This is a genomic window from Streptococcus equi subsp. zooepidemicus, from assembly GCF_015689395.1.
Lineage (GTDB): Bacteria > Bacillota > Bacilli > Lactobacillales > Streptococcaceae > Streptococcus > Streptococcus equi.
In genome coordinates, this window is sequence record NZ_CP065054.1 from 262,671 (window position 1) to 285,435 (window position 22,765).

Annotated in this window: 25 protein-coding genes and 1 pseudogene; all 26 read left to right on the plus strand. The window is 39.7% G+C overall.

Annotation, left to right across the window (positions count from 1 at the left end):
* Positions 1 to 34: 34 nt before the first annotated feature.
* A complete protein-coding gene (locus tag I2432_RS10270) occupies positions 35 to 1,075 on the plus strand; it encodes a hypothetical protein (RefSeq protein ID WP_346265915.1) in 1,041 nt (346 codons plus the stop codon).
* Between the two features lie 14 nt (positions 1,076 to 1,089).
* Entirely contained in the window at positions 1,090 to 1,350 is a 261-nt protein-coding gene (locus I2432_RS01395) for a hypothetical protein (protein ID WP_206158945.1), read from the plus strand.
* A 322-nt stretch (positions 1,351 to 1,672) separates the two neighbouring features.
* Positions 1,673 to 2,062, plus strand: coding sequence for a hypothetical protein (locus I2432_RS01400; RefSeq protein WP_206158946.1), 390 nt, complete (start codon positions 1,673 to 1,675; stop codon positions 2,060 to 2,062).
* A gap of 9 nt (positions 2,063 to 2,071) precedes the next feature.
* Positions 2,072 to 2,494, plus strand: coding sequence for a hypothetical protein (locus I2432_RS01405; RefSeq protein ID WP_206158947.1), 423 nt, complete (start codon positions 2,072 to 2,074; stop codon positions 2,492 to 2,494).
* A 530-nt stretch (positions 2,495 to 3,024) separates the two neighbouring features.
* Complete coding sequence (locus I2432_RS01410; RefSeq protein ID WP_115250547.1) at positions 3,025 to 3,735, plus strand: N-acetylmannosamine-6-phosphate 2-epimerase; 711 nt, start codon at positions 3,025 to 3,027, stop codon at positions 3,733 to 3,735.
* Between the two features lie 4 nt (positions 3,736 to 3,739).
* On the plus strand, positions 3,740 to 5,251 hold the full coding sequence (locus I2432_RS01415) for a PTS transporter subunit EIIC (protein WP_164335356.1): 1,512 nt from the start codon (positions 3,740 to 3,742) through the stop codon (positions 5,249 to 5,251).
* A 1-nt stretch (position 5,252) separates the two neighbouring features.
* On the plus strand, positions 5,253 to 5,768 hold the full coding sequence (locus I2432_RS01420; RefSeq protein WP_206158948.1) for a PTS sugar transporter subunit IIA: 516 nt from the start codon (positions 5,253 to 5,255) through the stop codon (positions 5,766 to 5,768).
* 399 nt (positions 5,769 to 6,167) lie between these two features.
* On the plus strand, positions 6,168 to 6,440 hold the full coding sequence (locus I2432_RS01425) for a hypothetical protein (protein ID WP_111710202.1): 273 nt from the start codon (positions 6,168 to 6,170) through the stop codon (positions 6,438 to 6,440).
* A 96-nt stretch (positions 6,441 to 6,536) separates the two neighbouring features.
* On the plus strand, positions 6,537 to 6,794 hold the full coding sequence (locus I2432_RS01430) for a DUF3850 domain-containing protein (RefSeq protein ID WP_111710204.1): 258 nt from the start codon (positions 6,537 to 6,539) through the stop codon (positions 6,792 to 6,794).
* Positions 6,795 to 7,160: 366 nt separating this feature from the next.
* Positions 7,161 to 7,652: a hypothetical protein gene (locus tag I2432_RS01435; RefSeq protein WP_027970832.1), complete on the plus strand. Its 492-nt coding sequence runs from the start codon at positions 7,161 to 7,163 to the stop codon at positions 7,650 to 7,652.
* Between the two features lie 8 nt (positions 7,653 to 7,660).
* The gene (locus I2432_RS01440; protein ID WP_111710206.1) at positions 7,661 to 9,151 is read left to right on the plus strand and encodes a primase C-terminal domain-containing protein; all 1,491 of its coding nucleotides are present in this window, start codon (positions 7,661 to 7,663) and stop codon (positions 9,149 to 9,151) included.
* A gap of 345 nt (positions 9,152 to 9,496) precedes the next feature.
* Positions 9,497 to 9,931, plus strand: a complete 435-nt coding sequence (locus I2432_RS01445; RefSeq protein WP_111710208.1) for a hypothetical protein — start codon at positions 9,497 to 9,499, stop codon at positions 9,929 to 9,931.
* Positions 9,918 to 10,373: a hypothetical protein gene (locus I2432_RS01450; protein ID WP_111710210.1), complete on the plus strand. Its 456-nt coding sequence runs from the start codon at positions 9,918 to 9,920 to the stop codon at positions 10,371 to 10,373. The genes I2432_RS01445 and I2432_RS01450 overlap by 14 nt, the downstream gene beginning before the upstream one ends.
* Positions 10,357 to 11,358 (plus strand): hypothetical protein, encoded by a 1,002-nt coding sequence (locus I2432_RS01455; RefSeq protein ID WP_111710212.1) that lies wholly within the window; start codon positions 10,357 to 10,359, stop codon positions 11,356 to 11,358. The genes I2432_RS01450 and I2432_RS01455 overlap by 17 nt, the downstream gene beginning before the upstream one ends.
* A 12-nt stretch (positions 11,359 to 11,370) precedes the next feature.
* Positions 11,371 to 11,805 carry a hypothetical protein gene (locus I2432_RS01460; RefSeq protein WP_231140757.1) on the plus strand — a complete coding sequence of 145 codons (435 nt, stop codon included), beginning with the start codon at positions 11,371 to 11,373 and terminating at the stop codon, positions 11,803 to 11,805.
* 1 nt (position 11,806) lies between these two features.
* Positions 11,807 to 12,646, plus strand: coding sequence for a hypothetical protein (locus tag I2432_RS01465; protein ID WP_206158949.1), 840 nt, complete (start codon positions 11,807 to 11,809; stop codon positions 12,644 to 12,646).
* Positions 12,647 to 12,677: 31 nt separating this feature from the next.
* Positions 12,678 to 13,557, plus strand: a pseudogene (locus I2432_RS01470) (hypothetical protein).
* A gap of 118 nt (positions 13,558 to 13,675) precedes the next feature.
* Positions 13,676 to 13,954 (plus strand): restriction endonuclease subunit S domain-containing protein, encoded by a 279-nt coding sequence (locus I2432_RS01475; RefSeq protein ID WP_111710214.1) that lies wholly within the window; start codon positions 13,676 to 13,678, stop codon positions 13,952 to 13,954.
* Between the two features lie 418 nt (positions 13,955 to 14,372).
* Complete coding sequence (locus I2432_RS01480) at positions 14,373 to 14,708, plus strand: hypothetical protein (protein WP_111710217.1); 336 nt, start codon at positions 14,373 to 14,375, stop codon at positions 14,706 to 14,708.
* Positions 14,701 to 15,039 (plus strand): hypothetical protein, encoded by a 339-nt coding sequence (locus I2432_RS01485; RefSeq protein WP_111710219.1) that lies wholly within the window; start codon positions 14,701 to 14,703, stop codon positions 15,037 to 15,039. Before I2432_RS01480 ends, I2432_RS01485 begins: the two co-directional genes overlap by 8 nt.
* Before the next feature lie 11 nt (positions 15,040 to 15,050).
* Positions 15,051 to 15,839, plus strand: a complete 789-nt coding sequence (locus I2432_RS01490) for a DNA/RNA non-specific endonuclease (protein WP_111710221.1) — start codon at positions 15,051 to 15,053, stop codon at positions 15,837 to 15,839.
* Between the two features lie 28 nt (positions 15,840 to 15,867).
* A complete protein-coding gene (locus I2432_RS01495) occupies positions 15,868 to 16,320 on the plus strand; it encodes a hypothetical protein (protein WP_111710223.1) in 453 nt (150 codons plus the stop codon).
* Positions 16,321 to 16,342: 22 nt separating this feature from the next.
* Positions 16,343 to 18,637: a MobP2 family relaxase gene (gene mobP2, locus I2432_RS01500; protein ID WP_111710225.1), complete on the plus strand. Its 2,295-nt coding sequence runs from the start codon at positions 16,343 to 16,345 to the stop codon at positions 18,635 to 18,637.
* Between the two features lie 129 nt (positions 18,638 to 18,766).
* Complete coding sequence (locus I2432_RS01505; protein ID WP_111710227.1) at positions 18,767 to 19,027, plus strand: hypothetical protein; 261 nt, start codon at positions 18,767 to 18,769, stop codon at positions 19,025 to 19,027.
* Between the two features lie 12 nt (positions 19,028 to 19,039).
* Positions 19,040 to 20,944 carry a DUF3991 domain-containing protein gene (locus I2432_RS10455; protein ID WP_346265913.1) on the plus strand — a complete coding sequence of 635 codons (1,905 nt, stop codon included), beginning with the start codon at positions 19,040 to 19,042 and terminating at the stop codon, positions 20,942 to 20,944.
* Positions 20,935 to 22,722, plus strand: a complete 1,788-nt coding sequence (locus tag I2432_RS10460) for a PBECR4 domain-containing protein (RefSeq protein WP_346265914.1) — start codon at positions 20,935 to 20,937, stop codon at positions 22,720 to 22,722. The genes I2432_RS10455 and I2432_RS10460 overlap by 10 nt, the downstream gene beginning before the upstream one ends.
* Positions 22,723 to 22,765: the final 43 nt, after the last annotated feature.

A 22,765-nucleotide genomic window follows, 5' to 3' on the forward strand; every position in this document is an offset into this window, starting at 1 on the left:
AGTAGCTGCAGAGGACAGGGCCAAGCAGGGCTGGATAGATCTAGCACTCAGCCTTGTGACAATAGCGGTTGGGGTAGCGGCTATCGTCATGACAGCAGGGGCAGCGACTCCCTTGGTGGTTGGGGCCTTTGTTGTTGGCAGTGGTACAGTTGCTTATGGCGCGTCGAATCTATACGAGGCTGGGCACAACATTTATCTAGGTAGCGTTGGCGATGGGGTTACAGTGGCTACCAATCCGCTTCGGGATACCTTGTTTATGGGGAATGACAGGCTGTACCACCAGGTTGGTGGGCTGTTCACAACAGCCAGTGCAGCCCTAATCCCGATCGGACAGACCAAGAGCATCGCCAAGGGCTTAACGGAGTTCACGATCGGGGAGGTCGGCGGTTTTATCGGTGGCCAAGCCATCTATCATGGCACCAAGCTCCTAGGCGGCAGCGAGCAAGACGCCCAAAGAGCAACATTAGTTGGGAATATCTTAGGAGGACTTGCTGCCTCAAGCGCCGCCAGAAGGTTCAGCTTGAATGAGCCAATAGCAGCTAAGGTGACGAAACCGATCTACAAGCGCCAGCAGCTTTTGAAGAACATTGAGCACAGCAGGCTGGCAAGAGAGAGCTCTAATTTCGGGGGCTATATAAAAAAAGAAAGTGTTACAAAATATCCAACTCAAATAGATAATAAAGTAACAGTGGGGGCTAAGGAAAATCTTCCTAGTTGGATTGCGGATTCATTTACAGATAGTCACTATAGAACAGTTATTACAGGTGAGGAAATAACACTTTATAGGACTTTTGGAGGGGCGTCAGATGCTGGAGGTGGTTTTGTCACAACGGTGCCTGCAACTAATCGTATACAAGCAAAAATAGATACAGCTTTACTTCCAGAATGGAAAAATACTAGACAATATGAGGCTGTAATTAAAATACCAAAGGGGAGTCAATTGAATATTGGCAAGGTTGCCCCACAGACGGTTAAATCTTCAGGAACAACCTTAATTGGAGGTGGAGATCAGGTCTTACTTCCCAATCGGTGGCCATTGGAGTGGATTCAAGAAATAAGGATCATTCCTAACTAAAAAAGGAGAAATTTATGGATAATAATAACTGTTTTCAATATACACAAAGGCTTAGAGAGTTGATAGAACTTGAGTATCCCGAGCAAAAAAACTATTCAGGAGTATTGCGAGATATTTATATTTTGACTAATGATATTGATAATAATCGGATTGTTGGGAATATTAATTTTTCAAGTTTAGCTAGACAATTTGTTGACGATACAACACAGTATGATAGTCCAATTTTAAAAGCTTTGAAGGACTTAGAAGTATGCCTAAATAAGAAGAGGAGATGATGAGTGAGATTAGATTGCTCGAATTGATTAAATTTTAAGATGAAATTATGATAAAAAACTGAAGAAAGGAGGAACAAGAGTAAGCTGACTATGCATCAATCTTTTATGAAAGCTTACTCGGCTTTGATGAGGGTTATCTTGGCAAAGATCCGCTCTATCGCTTGGATCTTTCGCCCAAGATGGTTTCAAAAAAAGGTGTTTCAATACCAAGTGGTAATGAAAAAGGGGCAAATAGCTGGTGGCGTCCTGGAGGTCGTACTTATTCGGGTGATATGCCAGAGGGAGTTATGAAAGATATCAATACAAGTAAAGGAGAACACACATGGAGCGCAGTCAATTAGAGTGGGAAGATGTTAATCAATATGAGGAAGTCAAGGGTTATGGTCAACAGGTGTGGAAGCATCAGGGAGAATATTATCTAGTTAGGGAAGAAGGAGGAATTGCTGTACAACGAGTAGTGTATAAACTACCTAATGAGCTTTTCCAATTACTGGAAAGTGGACGAAAATCGTTATTAGAAATAGATTTTTATGTCAAAAATAATTGCTGGCCACCGAATATAAGTCAAGAGGAGGCAAATAGACTATTTTGGAGAAAATACCCTGAGGTTTTGAAAAATAATAAAAATGCTCAAAAGCTCTTTACGCGAAGGGAGCTAGAGGAGTTATTGCCAGAAGGCAGCCCTATTTTAGCAAGCAGTGATAGCGATTAAGGTAATAACATGGGAATAACGCAAATGACGTGGGAAGAATACGAAACATTTAACAAAGTAGAGACACCTGATAATCTTTATATTCGTGAACACCGAGGTTATTATTATACTTTTTTTGAATTAGGAGTAGCTTCTGTTCGCCGAATTTTTGAGCTTAGTGCGGCTGATTTTGAAGAATATTTAAAAGGTCTTTGCACAGCAGACGAGATTCTCTTCAAAGTTCAAAACGACTGCTGGCCACCAACGGAAGAAGAGAAAAGAGCTAGTGATAAAGCATTTTTACAAAGATCCCCAATAGCCTTAATTGCAGATCCAACCAGTTGGGAACTTTTTACCCAAGAAGAGCTAAGAAAACTGATTCCAATCGCAGAGCAAAAATGGATAGATTGGAAGGGAAAGCTGCCAGATGATTATGTCAGTCCTTTGAAATAATGTTTAAAATAGCGGAGCTGAGGTCAGCTATGTTAAGGGCTCATTGTCAGCTGTATTAGGTAGGTGAAAAGCGGTTATTTTTGGGTACAATCAAAAATCTTATATATAATGCTTGCGGTGGAGTTACCCACTACGGGTATTGTAGAGCCTGAAAAGCTAGATGTGAGAGAGGATCGGATTGGTTCTCTCTTTTTTGTCTCTTTATCAAGCTTATCAAGCAATAATAGGGCCTAAGATAATTCTTGTTGAGAAATACTGCCTTATTTGGACTTAGCTGGCTAGCAAAAAGGTTTTTATGGCAAGAAGGTATGTCTTGTAAGGTTTTGCTGTTGTTGTATCAGCTCGTAAATAGCTCAAATAGGCTAGCTCTTTGGCATACTTAAGGCTATTGAATATGCTTTCAGAAAACAAGGATTTTTCTCTGAAAATGAAAGTACTTCCTAAAAGTGGGCTGTCTATTGAAAGTGTTTTAATATCTGCTACAATAAAGATGTGAACGTTCTCTAAAATTAATAAAAGGAGTAGAAACTATGCCTGAAAAACCAAGCAAGGCAGAGCTGCTGTCAGTTCTGAAGGACGGGCTGATTGTTTCCTGTCAAGCTCTACCAGGTGAGCCTCTCTATTCAGAGGCAGGAGGCATCATGCCTCTGATGGCAAAGGCAGCAGAGGAAGCAGGAGCAGTAGGCATAAGAGCTAATGGGGTTCGAGATATTAAGGAAATTCAAGCGGTGACAGCTCTGCCGATCATAGGGATCATCAAAAAGGACTATCCCCCTCAATCTCCCTTTATCACGCCAACTATGGCAGAGGTAGATGCCTTAGCGGCCTTAGATGTAGCAGTGATAGCCTTGGATTGTACGCAGAGGGAGCGCCATGATGGCTTAGCGATAGCGGACTTTATTCGAGCGATAAAGGAGAAGTACCCAGATCAATTGTTTATGGCAGACATCAGCACGCTTGAAGAGGGGCTAGCTGCCTATGAGGCTGGTATAGATTTTGTAGGGACGACCTTATCAGGGTATACGCCCTATAGTCGTCAGGGGACAGGTCCGGATATGGAGCTGATAGGTGCCTTGTGTGAAGCAGGGGTATCAGTGATAGCTGAGGGCAAGATTCATAGTCCAGAGGAGGCTAGGGCTGTTCAGGCCTTGGGAGTAGCTGGTATTGTGGTTGGTGGTGCTATTACCAGACCAAAGGAAATTGCAGAGCGCTTTGTGGCGGCTCTCAAGAAGGAGGAGTAATCAAATGGATTTTAAGAAATTTTCAAAATTAGGTCAGGCCTTTATGCTGCCGATCTCAATCTTACCAGTTGCTGGTTTGTTGTTGGGGATTGGTGGTGCACTGTCAAATAGCAATGCCATTGCACAATTTCCGATATTAAATCAAGCATGGCTACAGGCTATTTTTACCATTATGAGCACAGCAGGTAACGCTGTTTTTGCTAATATTGCCTTGATTTTTGCGATTGGTGTTGCTGTTGGCTTAGCCAACGGTGATAAAGGAACAGCCGGTCTTTCAGGCGCTGTGGCTTATTTGGTCTTTACTGCAACCATTAGTGGCTATTTAACCCTTTTTTCAGCAAAGGACGCTCAGATTGATACGGGTGTTTTAGGGGCTTTGACGGTTGGTTTAGTTGTGGTTAGCCTTCACAATAAGTACCGTAAGATCGAACTGCCAGCCTTTTTAGGCTTCTTTGGTGGCTCTCGTTTTATTCCGATTGTTTCTTCATTGGCAGCGATTGTGATTGGTAGTGTTTTCTATGTCATTTGGCCACCTATTCAAAATCTCCTGGTAGTGTTTGGTGAAAAAATTGCTGATATGGGAAGCATTGGAACATTCTTGTACGGTTTCTTTTTACGGTTGACAGGAGCAGTAGGACTGCACCACACCATTTACCCAATGTTTTGGTATACATCACTCGGTGGTAGTGAGGTTGTAGCAGGTGAGACTATCCAAGGAGCACAAAATATTTTCTTTGCGCAATTGGCTGATGCTAATCATACTGGCTTGTTTACTTACGGGACACGCTTTTTTGCAGGACGTTTTGCAACCATGATGTTTGGACTACCTGCTGCCTGTCTTGCTATGTATCACGCTATTCCAAAGGCTAATCGTAAAAAGGTTGGTAGCTTTTATTCAAGTAGTGCCTTGACTTCATTACTAACAGGGATCACAGAGCCTATTGAGTTTGCCTTTTTATTCGTAGCACCTTGGCTCTATGTAGTTCACGCTTTCTTAGATGGCTGTTCCTTCTTAGTTGCTGATTTATTAAAGATTCGTATCGGTAATTCCTTCTCAGGTGGTCTGATTGACTTTTTAATCTTTGGGGTGTTCCAAGGAAATGATCATACCAACTGGCTACTTGTTATCCCTGTTGGTATCGTGTGGTTTATGGTTTATTACTTTGTCTTTAAATTCTTTGTGAGCAAATTCCAGGTTGCTGTACCGGGAATGGTAGCTCAGGTAGAAGCAGAAGGACAGGCAGAGACTACTAGTGCTCAAGGCTCATCACTTCGTGAGGCGTCATTAGCTATTATTGAAGCCTTGGGAGGACCAGCTAATATCGAAGATGTAACCGCTTGCGCGACTCGCTTGAGAGTGTCTCTGTCAGATAGTAGCTTGGTCAACAAGAATGTTTTAACCTCACTGGGAGCAACAGCTGTATTAGATGTTAAAAATGGCATTCAGGCTATTTATGGTGGTAAGGCTATCTTGTATAGTCAAGAAATCAATCAACTATTAGGTAAAGAAGATTAACATGATAAAGAAGTGGAAGCAATTATTGTCAGCCAAAAAAGCTGATGCGTTAAGTGATCGTGTGCTATCAGTGGCTAAGGGACAATTAGTTCCTATTACCAGTGTCAGTGATCCTGTCTTTTCAGAAAGGCTAATGGGCGATGGCTTTGCTGTGATTCCTCAGGAGGGTGCCGTTTATGCTCCTGTGACAGGAAGGGTAATGACGGTTTTTCCAACCAAGCACGCCTATGGCATTGTCACTCCAGCTGGTCTTGAGGTATTGGTTCATATTGGTGTTGATACTGTTGAATTAGGAGAGGCTGCTTTTAGCTCTGATATTGTTGCCGGTCAGGAGGTAGTAGCTGGGCAGTTATTGGCTCAGGTTGATTTGCCGGTGCTTGAGGCTGCTCAAAAAGACAGCACCGTTATGGTTGTCTTTACCAATTCACAGGCTATTGCTGATATGAGTCTTGCTGCTGCTGGAACAGTTGCTGCTAAGGCAGAAGTCGGCCAAGTTAGGCTAAAGGCTACTCCCTAGCTAGAAGCTATCGATCCAGCTCTTGATTACAACTAAAAGGTCATATGAAAAAACTGCACCCCAGCACTTGGCTAAGTCGGTCAATGCTTTGGGGTGCTTTTATTATTGTCAGCAATCAGCAGGCTTTGATTGTCCTATCTTTTAACCTCTATTTAAATGTTAACAGCTGTCGTATGTGTCTTGTGGCAGACAAAAGAAAGGCTCTGCGACCTATTTTCATATTGCTTAGCACACTTTATTTTAGATGTGCTATTATATTCTCTTCAGTATTCAAGGGCTGAAAAAGGAAAGTAAGTGGTAAGAGTTTTTAGGTAACGTAAAATGTTGATATATAAGGGAGAACAGACAATTGTCTGTTCTCCCTTTTTTTCTGAAAAAAATAATTAAAGGAGCTTGAAAATGTCAAATCATTTAGAAATTGTTATGGATATTGATACATTAGAAATCTTTGAAGTCATTAATCATGACGAAAACAGTGATGATGTTGAAATTGAAGAGCTTGCAGTAGACAGTGATTCTGTTTTGATGTCACAAGAAAAGAAGGTTCAATCTAATAAACAGAGTAAGACAGCAACTCTTGCTACGGAAAGATATGTCCAATTAACATTGTTTGACACTATTTTAGACAGTGATTTGATTGGACAGAAAATAGCTTATTTCAATGATTCTTAAAACCGACAAACGGTTATTAGGTTTTCTAAGTATCGCAAACAGAACCGTTAACAACAAGGTAAAAAAGGCGATTGAGTTATGGATAAGGAGTCAGTGATGACACAACACATGCTGAAATGTTACCCCAAGTATTTTGAAGCGGTCAAAGATGGTACAAAACCTTTTGAATGTCGCTATAACGATAGAGATTTCAAAGTTGGTGATGAACTATTATTGAGAGAATACGATCTAAAACGAGGCTATACCGCTCGATGTATTGTTAGAAAAGTAACTTATATTCTATCTGATTTTATTGGCTTAAAAGAGGGTTATGTGATTTTAGGAGTGACAAATGAGCCCATTGATTATTTTTAATATGTATTTTCTAACGGGGGATTAAGATATGGCTATTAAAGAAAGCTATTCTTAGAAACTTTAAAAGATGCTAGAAGCAGAGTTGTCCTATTAGATCGACTAAAGTCATCCATACTTGACAATACAGCAGTCGATTTAGAAACCGTTCCATTTGCAGGGAGTAATTCTACCAATCTAGATGAAGCTATCCAATGCTACATTGACTATGGTGAATTGCCGCTAATTGGAAAAATAGAAGATTTTTGGAAAGCCTATGAACAAGGTCTACAAAAAGAGAACTCAGAGGATGGATGTTGATTTCTCTTGAGTGTTGGAGAGTAAAAGGAATAACTAAATAGGCTAACTGCTTTGAGAAAGGGGGAAATGATGTCTCAAAATCCATATTATGATCAATTAGTGTCCAGTGAACCATTAGGCTTTATTGATCCTTTTGAAGATTTAGGAACGTTTGATGCCTACCATATGCGTTTCAAAGAATCTGTTCGAGAACTCATCAACCCCCACTCAGGCAAACCTTATTCCCCAAAATGGCAGACTAAAATTCAGGAAATGAGAAAGCTCTATATCAAGTATCAAGCGAGTCTACGAGAAGAACCACATCATGAATTGAGTCATCGTATGAGAAGTGAGGCTAACCAAGCCTACGTTGACAAAATAATAACCACTTATTTGACATTAGGCTTTCACTTTAGCGAGATTGAACGACAGTTATCAGTATCTAGTAAAAATCTTAGAGCAAGATACAAGCGCAGTGATTATATAAAGATTAATTCTTTGGAAGTTTATGACAAGCAGGATTTATCAGACGGCTATATGATGGCTAAAGATTATATCCCTGAAAACAAAATGATTAAATAGGGAAGATTATGTATTTGAAAGATATTTATCAACTCATCCTTAAAGATGGACTAAGACAAACCAAATTCAAAAATAGTCACATGAAACTAATCTCTTCAGCTGAAGAGAAGATGAAAGGTTCCATCTTTGGTTTTCGTTCTAAAGCTAATATGGTTAAAGCCCGTGGTATTGTTCTGACCTCACTAGAAGCAGTCTTAGAAAACCAAGCTAACTTTACCCACTGGACACCAAATGTCTATTGTTATGGCTCTTACAGCGATGAAACACGCCAAATCACATGTGGGCATTCAGAAGATAATTTGAGACAGATTAATACGTTCTACATCGATTTTGATATTACTTCTTCAGCTGAGGAGATGACGACAGGAGATATTCTAACCGCTGCTATCGATCTTGGCTTTATGCCTACCCTAATTTTGAAGACAGATAAAGGCTATCAAGCTTACTTTGTACTGTCTGAAGCAGCTTACGTGACAGCTCATTCTCATTTTAAAGTTGTCAAAGTTGCTAAAGCTATCTCTCAAAATTTGCGAAATCACTTCAATCAAACCTTACCAGTCGATTTGACCTGCAACCATTTTGGGATTGCACGTATGCCACGAACGGATAATATTGCCTTTTTTCATGCAGACTACACTTATTCATTCCAAGAGTGGCTAGATTGGTCGATGAAACAGTCTGGTCTCCCATTTCCAAGCAAAAAACCAAATCTAACTGTCATTTCTGGGACAGAAGGGATCAAACAAGTCGATGAGCCTTGGTATCACATGCTTTTGAATGAGTCTAATATCAAGGGGGCTAAAGCTCTGATGGGGCGAAACAATGTTCTCTTTACACTAGCACTTGCCAACTTCTCAAGTGGTGTTTCTCAGGGCGATTGTGAGGTCGTTTTAAATGACTTTAACCTAGGATTGGACGAACCAATCACGACAAGCGAGCTTCTCAAACTCGTTTCAAGTGCCTATTCAGGTAAATATGAGGGAGCTAGTCGTGACTACATCACCTTACTCTGTCGAGCATGGGTCGATGAGAAACTGAAACATACTGACTTCTTTACGCATCAGAGATGGTACAAATTCAAAAAGAAACGTTCAGAACGTCAAAAAAGCCACTTGCATGAATGGAAAGCAGATGTCATGGCTTACTTGGAAAAAGAAGGCCAAGAGACCCCTTTTCTTCAGACGACTAAAAAGGCTATTCATGAAGCGATTGGTATTCCTGAACGCAGCTTAGTCAGAGTCCTAAACGTTTTGAAAGCAGAAGGTAAAATTTTTTACCGGGTCAAACGGGGCCGAAATGGTGGCTTACGCTTGGCAGCTATCGTCTCCATCTTCCAGTCTGTGATTCGGTTAAAAAAAGAACGACAGGAGGCTTATTTGGCGAGCATTTCAGGTTTCTTTAGCGAACCCCTAACCCTTGTAAAACAAACCGTTCTAGCCCTTGAAACAAGGTTAAAAAAGGGACAACAATTGTCGCTCTTTGAACGGGATATTGGTTAAAAACGAAAATGTGCCAAGTGCCTTACATTTATATCTACGATACGAGAGATAGAAAAGAGAGGAATGGCTCATTTCATAGTATTAGTATTAAAATACTAAATGAAAGAAAATGCTAAAAACATAGAAAGTGAGAACTAATAGTATGGATTATCTGATTTTTAATTATCACGACGGAGAATTTCTTTGTGCTCAAGGAAGGTTGCTTCGTTTTGCTAGTCAAGGATTGGCTAAGCAGTACATGACGAGTCATTACCAAGTGCCTCGACCTGAAGATGTCACGAAAAAAACACTAGAGGTCAATCATTATGAATTTCCATTTAAAATTGTGAAAGCGAGGAGTTGTTCATGAGAACTATACAAAAAGGGGATTATCAGCTCCTTAGGGGTTACTACTTGACTGGTCTTGGTCAAGAAGGAGATGCTTATTATTTCAAGCTGTCAAAAGAACATCCCTTATTTCAAAAGTTACAGGCAGGTGATGTTATCGTGAGTTTCTATCAGACCAAAGAATTGATAACGAGTATCCCAGCTTTAGTCAGGGTTGACGGTGTCATAGAAAACTTAATGACCATCAAAGCGACACTTGCGGAGGAAGAGAAAAAGCATGTGCCACATCTCCCCGTGATTAGAGTCTATGAAGGTTTTGATCCGCTTCACTATGCCCAGATAATGGAAAGCTATCAGGACTTGAAGAAAGAAATGAGACAATTAACTCAATTCCAAGTGGTTCAAAGTAGTCTCTTTGATATGGATGAGGGGGAATGTTATGAAAGTTATTAAATTATCTAGTCTTATAGTCATTGTTGTAGCAGTCTTGTCCTTTGCAGGATTAGGAGTAAAGACCTTTTGGCAAGAGACAGTTGACTTAGATTATCCTAGCCATTTGACAGCTAAAAGCTACCAACAACTAGTGGAGACCGGGGATTTTAATCTTGTCTTTTTCAAACGAGGGTGTCCGATGTGCCAAGCAGGAAAACAAGCGGTTCTAAAAGCCAGTCAAAACAGCCCTTATCCAAGTGTGATGGTGGATGTGGAAACTGATGAAGGTCAAGTTCTTGTTAGACAATATGGTGTGACCAAAGCAGCTAGCCTTGTACTTAGTCGTGATCATCATATCCAACAGTATCGCTATGTCATCAAAGCTCATGGTGGGCAATTCATGCCAAATCAAGAGGCACTCAAGGCTTTAACAAAGGAGACGACACATGCCAAAATGGAGTAAACAATGGTGGGAAAAAGCTAAGACATGGTCATTTGTTAGGCAGATGCTCACACTAAAAGTATGGTTTGAGGATCATACAATTCATCGTAAAGTCTTTACCTTTTTTGCCCTCTTGTTAGCTTGGTTGAGCTTATTGGTTGGGGCACTGGCTTCCCCTGAGAGGATTCGCTACACCAAAGAAGAATTGAATACACGGCAAGTCTTTGGCAATGGTAGTGGTGAAGTGACCCTTGTGAGTCAAGTCTATTCCCCAAAAACGAAGATGATTGTTTTGTCCTTTCAAACCAAGGATAGTACGTCCAGTGTTCGAGAAGGGATTGTGAGTCAAGAGTTAACATGGCATCTTTATGGCAAGAAAAAAGGAACACAGGCAATTATGGAGGTAATTCCTGTCACAGATAACAAGCTGTCCGTTGTTATTCGTCATGTGCCAAGCGACTTTGATACCTTTGCGGTTGAGATTACGAATCATACGGCACTCTCTAGTAGCGTAGATGTTGATATTGCTTCGTCAAAAGATAGCAGTCAAACATCATTAAAGCAGAAAAAAACGAACGATAATAGTGTTCAGTTCTATATCACGACTGCGAACAAGGAGCTGAAAACCAAACAAATCACATCGGTCTCTCGAGAGGCCGTTGCCTTAGCTGCTGTCAGGGAGGAAAAAGAATTTCAAGAAGACCAAATGCAAAAATTGAAGTCCTCTATTGAACAATTGAAGCAATCCATCAAGACGGACCAAACCACTAAAGAGAGCTTGGAAATTGAAAGCAAGTATTTATCTGGTTCTGATTTAGAAACTAATCAAAAGAAAGTAGAGACCCTAGAAACTGAGATGACGACTAAAACCAAAGCCATTGATAAGGCCCTGTCCAATATCCAATTGGTTGATGAAAAACTAGCTAACCTGACTAAGAAGGAAACAGCTATCAAAGACGGTTCTTTCCAATTTACAGACGCCATTAAAACCATTGAGATGGAATAAGGAGGTTTCCCTATGACAAAAGGAGTCTATAAAGGCAGTTTATTAGCCCAGAAAATTTTAACGGAAAAGTTGGAAAAGACAATGACTAAAGAGAGAATGTTAAGGGAGATGAGTCCTCGTTATAGGCGATTAGAAAACGTTCAACTAGTAGGAGTGGTTTTAGTTGGCCTAGTGTTTTGGTATTTTTTTAGTTTATTGCTATTCACAGTCGTAGGAGTTCTACTCGTGAAACTACATAACCATTTTCCTGCTGTGAATGCAATTCCTCTTGATACCCCTATAACCATCTTATGGCTGGAGAATTGGCAGGTCAATATTACCTTGGTAGCGATAGGAATTTGTTGCCTTTGTCTGAGTAAAACGATGACTGATAAGATGGAAGCGCTCAAAAGGCAGCAGATGACAAGCAACTCACGAAGGATTACCTCACTTGGAAGGAGAAACTAGAATGACAACGCTTGAAAAAATTGAACGCTTTTTAGGTCGTCCTCTTGGAAAAGATGAAGGAGTCATACAGATTCAGTATCAGATGTGGTGGCCGTCTTATTTGGTAGAAGAGGGGGAACAGATAGAACTACAAGTCCATATTCTTGGTGATGATGAGGATATAGAGCAACCGCCGCGACAACGTTCTAAACGTTTCAGCGATCCCATTTTCTATGCCTTGTCATCGCAAGAAACAGTCAATGCGGTCACAAAGCGACCGTTTCCCAATAAATATTACGTGTCGTTAGCGAGTAAAAATAGTCGTAAACATCATAACGATGGTTATCTGATTGTTGGAGAAATATATAAGTTACGGACAATCCGCTACCTTCAATTTTCTGCCTACGGGAAGCAGAGTGGACTAGATAAATGTTTTGTCTTTTCCGTTGATACGTCTGCTTTAAACCCAACAAAACCGCTCATGAAGATCAGGTTTCAAGATATGGCTTTCTTTAATAGAGAGTGTATGGACGAAGAAAGATGCTCTCAATGTGTACCAACTTTGACCGTGTCCAATTCTCAGATGATAGGTGATACAGATAAATCTAATGGTTACCATCTTACTAACTATATTTACTCTCCTTATCAGGATGTCCTTGGAAAAGCACTTAATCAAACGTGTGAAAAAGAGCTAATGATTCCACTAGCAATAACAGATGAAGGGGTATCTGAAGTTTATGAATCCGTCGATGAGCAAGGACAAGCAACTTGGATACCATACCCAGAACCTTTATTTACTTGGTATGTTTATTTTCTAACTGAAGCGGTAGTATTAGGTGCTTTACCCTTGACAACTTATTAACTAATAGTCAGATCAGAAAGGTATTTAACCAATGAAAAAACATACTCGAAAATGGAAAACACTAAACAAAAATAGTCTCAAATTATCGTTGATTTGTGGGATAAATTGGCTCATAAAAATTGTTTTCATGGGAGAATTTTATCTTTTATCAGCTACCTTTTTAGGCTTATTGACGTATTACATGCCACAGGATATTCAATTCTTTACAGTGAGAGTTTTGGAATCGATAGTTATGCTCAAAATAGTCATAGATGTTACCCGTACACTTCTTTCAAGAGAGATGCAATGGATAGTAAAATCTCTCCGATTAGGGGTAATGTATTTAGCTTTTCTAGCTGGCAATACCTATATCAAGCAAAATAATTTGACAGAAATGTTGGTCAATCGCCTGTTGACGTTCTGGCTCATTAGTCTTGTTCTAGCAGCTCTTGTAGCGTTCATTCAGCCGAGATTATTTAAACATTATCTTTTCAAAAATGTTATTAACAAAGAGTATCTAGGTATCCGAAAACTAACAGATCAAAAATGTTATTAACAAAGAGTATCTAGGTATCCGAAAACTAACAGATGAGCTACCGCCAATATCTAATCTTTATGTAGATGTCAAAGAAGTAGATGCGGACAAACGGATGCGACTCATTAACCAGAATGTCATCAAGCCACCTTATCAAGATGCGGTCGAATTGAGCTATTTAAATAGGGAAGTTATCACAGCTATTAGTTATAAAGTAGTTCCATTTAACAAAGAAACTGAACGTACTTTTATAGACGATGATAGTATTTATTATCCAATATTTACGGTTCACCCTTTTGGAAGTTTGGAAGGGAAATCAGACTTTTATCACACACTAATTAAACTTAGACTCAGTCAAAAAGATGCGTTTACGGCAATAGGAGTCAGAGATTTTTAACGAAAAAAACCATTCCATTTAGTTTATTTGGGATGGTTTTTTAGTGACTTGCCCATTTAAGAACAGAAGAATGGTTTATCCCTTATGATAGATTTATCAAAAAGAAGGAGGCCACCTTATGGCAAAAAAAGCAATTTCAAAAATCGAACAAGACCTTGAACAAGCAAAAGCTCGTGTATCTGAATTAGAAGAACAACGCAAACTAGCTTTGGAAGAATCGGACAAAAAAATTGGTCGTACTTATGTCCAATTGAAGCAGTTAGAAAACAAGGCCTTGACTCGTGAGGCTATTTTAGCCGAACTCAAAGAAGATTTATTGCTGGCAAAAGAATATCAAAAAGAGTCCAAAAAACCGCAAAGCACATCACAAGAAGTGTCTGAACAAGACCAATTGTGAAGCCAAAAATCACTCGTTTTCAGCTGAAAATGAGCGAAAGAGAGCCTTCAAAAAAGTGTGCGCAAGTATGTTAAGAGTGTATGTAATAGTGTGCTTTAGTATGATGTTGTATGCTTTGTAGGTGTGCGGCGGTATGTTTTAGTATGTTATTGTATGCTAAGAGTGTATGTCAAAAGTAGGCGAAGCCGAGAAAAATACCGGTACGGGAAACGTTGATACTATCAACATATCACGGTATGTGATATCAGTTTCCCTTATGCTCTTTTCAGTCAGTGATCAGTTTGAGATGACAGACTGATCATCTGAAAAAACAGAAAAACAACTTTTTCGTTATCTTGTGAGATTTGGCTTGTGTTTGCTCTTTTTACTCAAAAACAAAAAAGCAGAACAGACTATTTTTCAAGAAAGGAATATCACAATGAATTCTAAATATCAAAATCGAATTGAGATAAGAGGGCTAAATGACTCTGAGATTGATTATCTAAAAACGCTCGCTAACCAACAAAAGGCAAAATCCTTTAATCAGTTTTTAGTTGACCTGTGTCGGGAAAAAATCCGTCATGGGAACTTTAATCGTGCAGAACATTTGTATGTTGTGCCACTTAAACAAATGGCAGAGGCAAACCAATTTCTCGTCCAACAAACGACCCAACAAAGCCAAGACCTTGAACAGCTAACGGCGCAAATGGGAACCTTTGCTTATCACATTGCTCGTTGGTTGAAGTATGAAGGAATGGAGGAAATTGATGAGTAAACAATTGATGATTCGTAATCTTTCTGACGATACCTTTTTACAATTAAAGAGCCTATCTAAACAATTAGGTTATGACAGTTTTAATCAATTTATCTTATCGCAATTGGAATTAATCGCAAGTAATAACGGTTTGACCCTTTACGATAATGCCTTTGCGGAAGAATTGATAACGATCAAATCAAATCAAAAACAGTTACTCGCTAACCAACACCAAATTCAAATCAACCAAGTGGCCTTGTTAGCCAAACAAAAAGAAGTTGGGGAGTTGTTGGAAACATGGTTACAGTTCATGGATGAGGTGGATGCCATTAACCAACGGGATATGTTGTAAGGGAGTGAGCTATGAAGAAAAACAAATCATTTGTCCTTGTCTTGATTTTTACCCTTATCATTTTGGTACAACCGCAAAGTTGGCAATGGCTTAAAACAACCTTCACGCAAAAAGATATTGCCCAGCAATTAGCCTTTACGAATGCAACGGAAGAAAAAAATGAGACAGAAGATGAGCTGCACCAAACCGAAAATCAAAAACTCCTTGAGTTGTCTTATCAAGGTCAATCGGTCATAAAGGTTCATGACAAAGCGACCTTTACGGACACAGACTTATCTCTTGACAAGAGCAGTTGGGAATCTTACAAGCCACTTGATTGGCTCAATCGTGTCGGAGAAGCCAATGCTCTTTTAGGAAAAGAGTTGTTACCTCAAACAAGACGAGGGGATATTTCATCCGTTAAACCAACGGGCTGGAAAAATAAAAAAATTATCTTTAATGGCAAAAACGATTATCTCTATAATCGTTGTCATCTGATTGCCTATGAGTTGACGGGACAAAATGATAATCCCAATAATCTTTTTACAGGCACACGTGCCTTAAATGCTAATTTTCAAGATCAAGATTCATCCATGCTTTACTATGAAAACCTCATCGCAGGTTATATCAAACAAACAGGTCATCATGTCCGTTATCGAGTAACCCCCTTATTTAGAAAGCTTGAGTTAGTGGCACGGGGGATCAGACTGGAAGCCCAAAGTGTTGAAGATGAGACTATCTCATTTGATGTCTATCTCTTTAACGTGCAGCCCAACTATCGCATTAATTACTTAACAGGCTCATCTGAAAAAATCAAATGAGTAACTTATAGAAAGAAGAGGAAAAATCATGACCCCAAAAACAAAGCGACAAGCTGTTTATTTTACCCAACACCGTAAAGAACAAATGGAAAAAATTAAGAGCTATCTAAATGATTCCTATGTGATTTCAGATACTCGTAAATTTTCAACAGTAGTGGGAATTTTGATTGATACGTTTGAAGAACTGTTTTTAGAAGATAACACACTACCTTATTATGATCGTTTGGCAGATTTGAAAGAACGGCCATCAAGCAAAGATGCGATTTCCAAAGAACTGAAATTATTGGCCAAACAATTAGACCTGATTACTTATTTGGGTCTAAGTAATTTCCATGCGACAACCAGTGGACCGATGTGGAACATTGATGATTTGACCGCTATCCATTCCATGGATGATCCCCACCAAACCCAATTACTGTCTCATATTGAAGACCTCATTCAAAAAGACAAAAGTCGTGGGCAAGTGATGAAACATTCTTAAACCATTGAGGAGTTAAGTCGACATGAACATGACCAGTCCTGCTATTACGTTTATGATGCAGTACACTAAGCCCAATACTCGTTATGTGGATTACACTAACCGTGAAGAAGCCACAGAAGTTGAGAATGAATTAGCCTTAGAAAACCAACGTCAGACTACCGAAGCCCTGACAGAAGAACAAGTACAAGCTATCTATGATCAAGTACCTGAACAGGATTTAAGCTTCAAAGCCTACATTGATTACATGAATCGCTCCTATGCGACTGAAAACCAAAATGAAGAAGTGACTGCCATCTTTACACAAGAGACAAATTATTTGGAACGAGAGAAGGTTTCTCAGTTGAAAGAAAAATTACAAGAGGCCTATCGCAACGAGTCGCTTTTATGGCAAGGGGTAATTTCCTTTGATAATGCTTTTTTAGCGGAACAAGGACTCTACAATCTTGAAACCCATCAGGTTGACCAAACAGCTTTGAAACAAGTCATGCGTGAGACGATTCCTCAACTCATCAAGGCAGAAGGTCTATCGGAAACGGCTTTTTGGTGGGGGAACATTCATCTCAATACTGATAACATCCACATTCATTTTGGCTTGTCTGAGCTAGAGTCCAATCGTGACAAAATCTATTACGAACCAAGACAACAATGGGAATACAGGGGCAATTTCAAACAAAAAAGTCTCAATCAGGTCAAGTCTACTGTTTATCATGGCTTGCTTAAGGAAAATGCCAAAGAAGACTTACTTCGCCAAGAACAGATTTTAGCCAATCTCAAAACAAAACTTCTTGGTCAAGTGATGGAATCAACTCGTCAGGTTTCTTCAGCTGAAAAAAATTTTTTGGAACAGGCTTACCGTCATTTACCTAAGGATAAGCCATGGCGCTATGGATCGAATGCCAAGGATTTTGCGGTCAGTAAATTTTTCTTAGACAAGTATATGGATGCCTATTTAGAACAAGACGGTAACGAAAACTATCAAGCCTTTTTAGCCCAAACAAAAGCCTTTCTCCAGAACTTTGAGGGAGCTTATTCAGCTGAAAAAAACAATAGCTATGATCCAGAGCGATTAGTGGCTAAGCGTGTTAATGAGTTGAGAGAGCGTCTCGGCAATCATATTCTGCGTTACCTCAAAGAGCATGCGGATGATGCGTTGATCATGACACAACCTTCTAACCTATCACAATTGTCAACCGCAAACCAAGAACGAATTTTAGCACAATTTCCAGAGGCCTCCTTTGTTCAGTCTCGTGAGTCTTGGGAAAAAGAAGGTTATACTGTTCCTGAAACGGCTATTCCTCTTTGGATCATCAAACCAAGCTATCAAGAGTATGACAAATACGGCAATGGAATCGGCCAACCAAGTTTTGAGGAAGTGGCTATGTTTGATATTCGACACGTTGATGGTAGTCACCGAACAGAGCGGTTGAGTCTGAGTCACCTTGCTGATTTAAGTAAGACCGATCTTGAAACCTTAATAGGGCTAACTAAAGATCAAAAAGAACTGTCAGACAAAGACCGACAATCATTAGGCTTGTATCGATATGCTTTGAAACGCTATCATCTTGAAGAAAAGCAAGTTGAACTAAGGCTCAAGGAACGCTTATTGCATCAATGGGAAGCCAAAGGAAGTGATGTTTTATACAAAGAGTGGAAACTAGCGGATATTCGTCAGGAGTTAAGCTATATCCAGTTACAATTAACTCCTAACTATCAACTGACATCCTCTGATATTAGTCATAAAGAAGCCCTAGCAATGGCTTATCAAGATCCTAAAGCCTTACCAATTGCTAAAGCGACTCAAGAAGCATTAAGCCCCCTTAGAGAGCGTTTATCAGCTGAAAAAAATTTAGTGGGGTTATTACAAGATAAAACCATTTTAAGTCTCTTAGAAGGTCAGGAAATAACACCAGCTATAGTGATTAAGCAACTTGACAACCGATTATCACTCCTAGATACCAAGGCAGCGATTCATCAAACCAATCAAAAAATCGCCCAAACAGACGATAGCGAGTTTCAAAAACAACTGAAACAAGAAAATGGTCGCTATTTTGCACAACTGAAACAGTTAGAAAAAGAATTCACATCAGTTTCTTCAACTGACAAAAACAATCGGCTCAAACAATCCATACAGAATCAGCTTCAACGTCAAAAACAGTCTTATGCTCAACAGCGTATGAACTCTAGTGGAAAGTTTTCGACAGCTTTTATGAAGGGCATGTCCATGAGCTTGAGAAATCTTGGAACAAGCCAGAAACGAGCGCTTCAAGCAAGACGTCGTCAAGAAGAGCGAGAAGAAAGAGAAAAGCAAAATCGTTAAGGTATGGTTGACGAAGCTATCAAAAGAGGTTCTGATGAATCTCTTTTTTATTCAGTGACTTGCCTATTTAAGAACATGATTATTGATTATCCCTTATGATGTCCTTAGAAAAAAGAAGGAGGCAGATGCATGCGAACATATTTTCCAAGTACAAGGCATGAAGACCTTGATATGACTGAAGAATGGTTGGTTCAAAAGATAGATGAACTAACCCAAACAGTCCTTTTTGAGGGACGAGGTGTGAATGAGAAGCTAACGTTGGAGGTTGACTACAGTCAAAACCTCAAAGCCTTTTCACAGTTAAGTATCGGTGAGTTAGTTGCTCTACCAAAAGAATGGTTAGTGACAGAGGCAGTTGGTCGTTATCAGTCAGATTGGGAATGGTTTTAGGAGGGCATCATCATGGCAGAGAAAACATGGGAAGAAAGCGTTCAGTATGCTAAATCACGATCTATTTTAGACGTGGCAGCGAACCTAAATATGGAACTATATCGTCAGGGAAAAGAGTATCGATGGAAAGAACACGATAGTTTGGTTATTACTCCCTCTAATAATCTGTGGAATTGGTTTTCGAAAGAAGATGTTGGTGGTGACGTTATTGAATTAGTTCAAACGATCAAAGAAGTCGACTTTAAACAAGCTGTTTCTTACCTGAATACTGGAGATTTTAAACAGGTTGTCGCTCAAACACAAGTATCTCAAGAAGCCTTTCGTTACTATCTTGCACCTTATGAGCAGCCTTTTGATGAAGCGCGACGTTATCTAAAAGAGGAACGAGGCTTATCAGATGATACTATAGATTTCTTTTACGACAAAGGTGTCCTTGCCCAAGCTAATGCTAAGGTAGGAAATGATATTGAACCTGTTTTAGTCTTTAAAAATTTGGATGAGAATGGTCAAGTGGTTGGTGCGGCCTTACAAGGTTTAGTGGCTAATCCTGATAAGTATTTCGGCCGAGGTTACCTCAAACAAATCATGAAAAATTCCCAACCTTACAACGGAATGCATGTCGATATTGGCACACCAAACAGACTTATCTTTTCGGAAAGTAGTATCGACCTCATGAGTTACTATGAAATCCATAAGGATAGCTTATCAGATGTTCGTTTAGTTTCTCTAGAAGGATTAAAAACAGGAACAATGGGACGGCATTTGGTTCAGTTAAGATCTGAAATGGAAAGGCGACAACTATCATCTAGTTGGACGGATGATATTCTATCTCAAGGCTTAGATGAGGCAGTAAAACAGGGGTATTTCAAGGATGGCAAGAATAGTCAACTCCTAACCTTAGCGGTTGATAATGATCCCAAAGGTAAGCAACTAATTCAAGGATTGAAAGACAAGGGGATTCCAGTCATTGATGCGACCCCTCCTAAACAAGAAGACCAATCTAAGATGGATTGGAATGATTATTTGAAGCATGAAAAACTAGGGGACAATCTTACTGAGATTCCAATTGAACACCTGATAACCGTTGCAAGGAAAGAGCTACCTGCTAATATTCAAAGCAATGAAAAAATCCAAGACTTACTTGGACAAGTGGAGGAATTGGGACAGACAGCCTATTTTTGGGTAACGGAGGAAGATATTGGTCAACCTAGGGAAATTGTTTCTCAACTTGATAACTGGTTTTCATCTGGCAAGGTGGATGAGAATTATACGAGCGAGAGATTTGAACTGACGACAGGGGATAATACCTATATGATTGAATTCAAAGATGGTAATCAATCACTTCAAAATATGGAAGATTATGTTCAATATATTTCTGAACAGATTAAAACTGAGGGGGTTGGAAGTGTCCAATCAGAGCTTGAAATGACCATCTATGATTTCAATCAAGTGAAAGAAGCTATTACTAAAGCAATGGATAGTCAAATAGATGAGCTATCTATCATCTTTAGTCAACAAGAAAAGTCCCTTGATGATTATCAAAAGACAGGACTTGGTTCAGAACAACAAAAAAACGAGAGGACGTCTCAGCGCAAGGGTTCTTTACAGCCCGAAGCTGAAGGTAGCACCTCACCCGTACTTGAAACAAGTACCTTTGATCGCTCTGTTACCAGTCGACCTACTAGATCCTCTCATTACTTAAAGTTTACCATAAAAGATGGCTTTAAGTCAAGAAAAACAAGGGTAGAGAAGTCTATTGATGCTTATCATTTAGGTAAATTGAACCGAAGGGGATATGACCTTCAAGAAGCGGCACAATTTTATTTAACGGAATTGGCCAATAGTACCATTCATTACTTTACTATGGATGGTAGCTTAGTACAAGTCAATTTTTGGAAAGTAATTTTATGCATCTAACGGGCTTGAAAATAGTTGGTGAAGGAGCTACACCAGAAAGTATATTGCATGACTTTGCTAGAGGTGGTGAGCTTAGCTATGAGGACATTCGTCTAAAAAATACGGAGTCTCCTTTTGATAAAATCAAGGTGCTACCTGATTTAGAGACAGTCCTTCAAACAGATTCATTCTATTTTGATCAGTTACAGAACATATCTAGATATGAAGGTCGTTTTGATAGCTTAATAAAAGCAGATGATAGTGATTTGATGGTTCTCTTTCGTATGAATACGGAGGATGGGACAGTTCCTGTTTCTGTTTTTAAAGCAAGACAAATTTTGAGAGATGAGTTGAAAGGGACAAGAAAGAATGAAATCTTAGGTATTTTCCGTGAACGAGACGGTCAGATAGAACAAATTGCCGTCAACAGCTCCTATGTTAAAGACGGCGGTCAAGAAATGCTTCGCTTATTACAAACCAACAGCGTTCAAGAAGGAGTATCAAGTCCTAAACCTGCGATGACTAAAGCCCCCCTATCTCCAAAGTCGAAAATTAAGGAGGCCATCCAACGTCAAGCCAAACAAGCCTTGACTGACTTGACGGTTTCTTCAGCTGAAAAAAATAAAGGTTTTGATTATCATAAGGCATCGGCTTATGAGTTAAGCCAACAAGCTATTCAAGATATCAAAGCCTTTACAGAGTCTCCTGAGGACTTAAAAGCCTATCTTGATTTTATGAGTCGTTTCCCTCAGTTATCGCCAAGAAATGCAGCACTCATCCAAGCACAGTGGCCGGGCGCAAATGCGGTTGCCACCTTTAAACAGTGGCAGGAATTAGGAAAAGCACTGGACTTAGGGGATGCTGATGTCATGGCAAGCAAGCGAACCTATACCAATAAGCGTACTGGGGAAAGTAAAGAAGTGGTTGACCATAACCTCTCCGTCAAAGCAGGGGAAAAATCCCAAATCACTCTTTTTAGACCGGTCATGGTAGCCATGATACCAGTCTTAGATGATAAGGGAAAACAAGTCATCAATCAAAAAGGGAATCCTAAGTTTAAACCCTTATCACAAGCGACTCCTGACGAAAAAGCCTTAGTCAAGGCTCAAAAGTTGAAAGTCTCTCATTTTCAAGATGTCGATGTGAAAGGCAATCGCAAATTTATGACTTATAAGGTGTTTGAACTGTCGCAAACGACATTGAAACCTGAGTCTTACCCCAAAGCCATGCCGAATCGTCATTATGATTTTAATTTGGATCAGGTCAAGACCAAAGAAGTCCTACAAGGCTTACAAGATTATGCCAACTATATCAAGGTATCCATTGCCACAGACGGTCAAAATGGGCAAGACAAACAATTAGGCAATGCTAAAGGGGCTTTCTATCCTCTGGAACAGAAAATTTTACTCAATCCATCTAATACCCAAGGGGAAAAGATTAGCACGACCATTCATGAACTAGCACATGCCACACTCCATAACCCACAATTAACCCAAGGGAAACAAAACGATTTGACCAAACCTCAAAAAGAATTAGAAGCTGAGATGACAAGCTATTTAGTATCCAAGCATTTTGGCTTGGATACGGCTGAAAAAGCTATTCCTTATATGGCTAAATGGACCAATCAATTGAAAGAGATGACCGAGGAGGACTTATCAACGGCTATGACGAGAGTCCATAAGACGGTCGCTCGTATGGTATCAAGTGTTGAGACTTACACTAAACCCTATGCGCTAAAAAAGTCACAAACACGACCACAAGCACCAGTCAAAAAGCCACCCAAAGGCAGAAAGCTATAAGATGATGACCCCTTATTAAGGGGTTATTTGCTTTTTTAAGTGA

Excerpts from the sequence above, each read along its gene's own strand:
- I2432_RS01395 (WP_206158945.1), top strand. The coding sequence starts at position 1,090 with ATGGATAATAATAACTGTTTTCAATATACACAAAGGCTTAGAGAGTTG.
- I2432_RS01400 (WP_206158946.1), top strand. The coding sequence starts at position 1,673 with ATGGAGCGCAGTCAATTAGAGTGGGAAGATGTTAATCAATATGAGGAA.
- I2432_RS01405 (WP_206158947.1), top strand. The coding sequence starts at position 2,072 with ATGGGAATAACGCAAATGACGTGGGAAGAATACGAAACATTTAACAAA.
- I2432_RS01410 (WP_115250547.1), top strand. The coding sequence starts at position 3,025 with ATGCCTGAAAAACCAAGCAAGGCAGAGCTGCTGTCAGTTCTGAAGGAC.
- I2432_RS01415 (WP_164335356.1), top strand. The coding sequence starts at position 3,740 with ATGGATTTTAAGAAATTTTCAAAATTAGGTCAGGCCTTTATGCTGCCG.
- I2432_RS01420 (WP_206158948.1), top strand. The coding sequence starts at position 5,253 with ATGATAAAGAAGTGGAAGCAATTATTGTCAGCCAAAAAAGCTGATGCG.
- I2432_RS01425 (WP_111710202.1), top strand. The coding sequence starts at position 6,168 with ATGTCAAATCATTTAGAAATTGTTATGGATATTGATACATTAGAAATC.
- I2432_RS01430 (WP_111710204.1), top strand. The coding sequence starts at position 6,537 with ATGACACAACACATGCTGAAATGTTACCCCAAGTATTTTGAAGCGGTC.
- I2432_RS01435 (WP_027970832.1), top strand. The coding sequence starts at position 7,161 with ATGTCTCAAAATCCATATTATGATCAATTAGTGTCCAGTGAACCATTA.
- I2432_RS01440 (WP_111710206.1), top strand. The coding sequence starts at position 7,661 with ATGTATTTGAAAGATATTTATCAACTCATCCTTAAAGATGGACTAAGA.
- I2432_RS01445 (WP_111710208.1), top strand. The coding sequence starts at position 9,497 with ATGAGAACTATACAAAAAGGGGATTATCAGCTCCTTAGGGGTTACTAC.
- I2432_RS01450 (WP_111710210.1), top strand. The coding sequence starts at position 9,918 with ATGAAAGTTATTAAATTATCTAGTCTTATAGTCATTGTTGTAGCAGTC.
- I2432_RS01455 (WP_111710212.1), top strand. The coding sequence starts at position 10,357 with ATGCCAAAATGGAGTAAACAATGGTGGGAAAAAGCTAAGACATGGTCA.
- I2432_RS01460 (WP_231140757.1), top strand. The coding sequence starts at position 11,371 with ATGACAAAAGGAGTCTATAAAGGCAGTTTATTAGCCCAGAAAATTTTA.
- I2432_RS01465 (WP_206158949.1), top strand. The coding sequence starts at position 11,807 with ATGACAACGCTTGAAAAAATTGAACGCTTTTTAGGTCGTCCTCTTGGA.
- I2432_RS01475 (WP_111710214.1), top strand. The coding sequence starts at position 13,676 with ATGGCAAAAAAAGCAATTTCAAAAATCGAACAAGACCTTGAACAAGCA.
- I2432_RS01480 (WP_111710217.1), top strand. The coding sequence starts at position 14,373 with ATGAATTCTAAATATCAAAATCGAATTGAGATAAGAGGGCTAAATGAC.
- I2432_RS01485 (WP_111710219.1), top strand. The coding sequence starts at position 14,701 with ATGAGTAAACAATTGATGATTCGTAATCTTTCTGACGATACCTTTTTA.
- I2432_RS01490 (WP_111710221.1), top strand. The coding sequence starts at position 15,051 with ATGAAGAAAAACAAATCATTTGTCCTTGTCTTGATTTTTACCCTTATC.
- I2432_RS01495 (WP_111710223.1), top strand. The coding sequence starts at position 15,868 with ATGACCCCAAAAACAAAGCGACAAGCTGTTTATTTTACCCAACACCGT.
- mobP2 (WP_111710225.1), top strand. The coding sequence starts at position 16,343 with ATGAACATGACCAGTCCTGCTATTACGTTTATGATGCAGTACACTAAG.
- I2432_RS01505 (WP_111710227.1), top strand. The coding sequence starts at position 18,767 with ATGCGAACATATTTTCCAAGTACAAGGCATGAAGACCTTGATATGACT.
- I2432_RS10455 (WP_346265913.1), top strand. The coding sequence starts at position 19,040 with ATGGCAGAGAAAACATGGGAAGAAAGCGTTCAGTATGCTAAATCACGA.
- I2432_RS10460 (WP_346265914.1), top strand. The coding sequence starts at position 20,935 with ATGCATCTAACGGGCTTGAAAATAGTTGGTGAAGGAGCTACACCAGAA.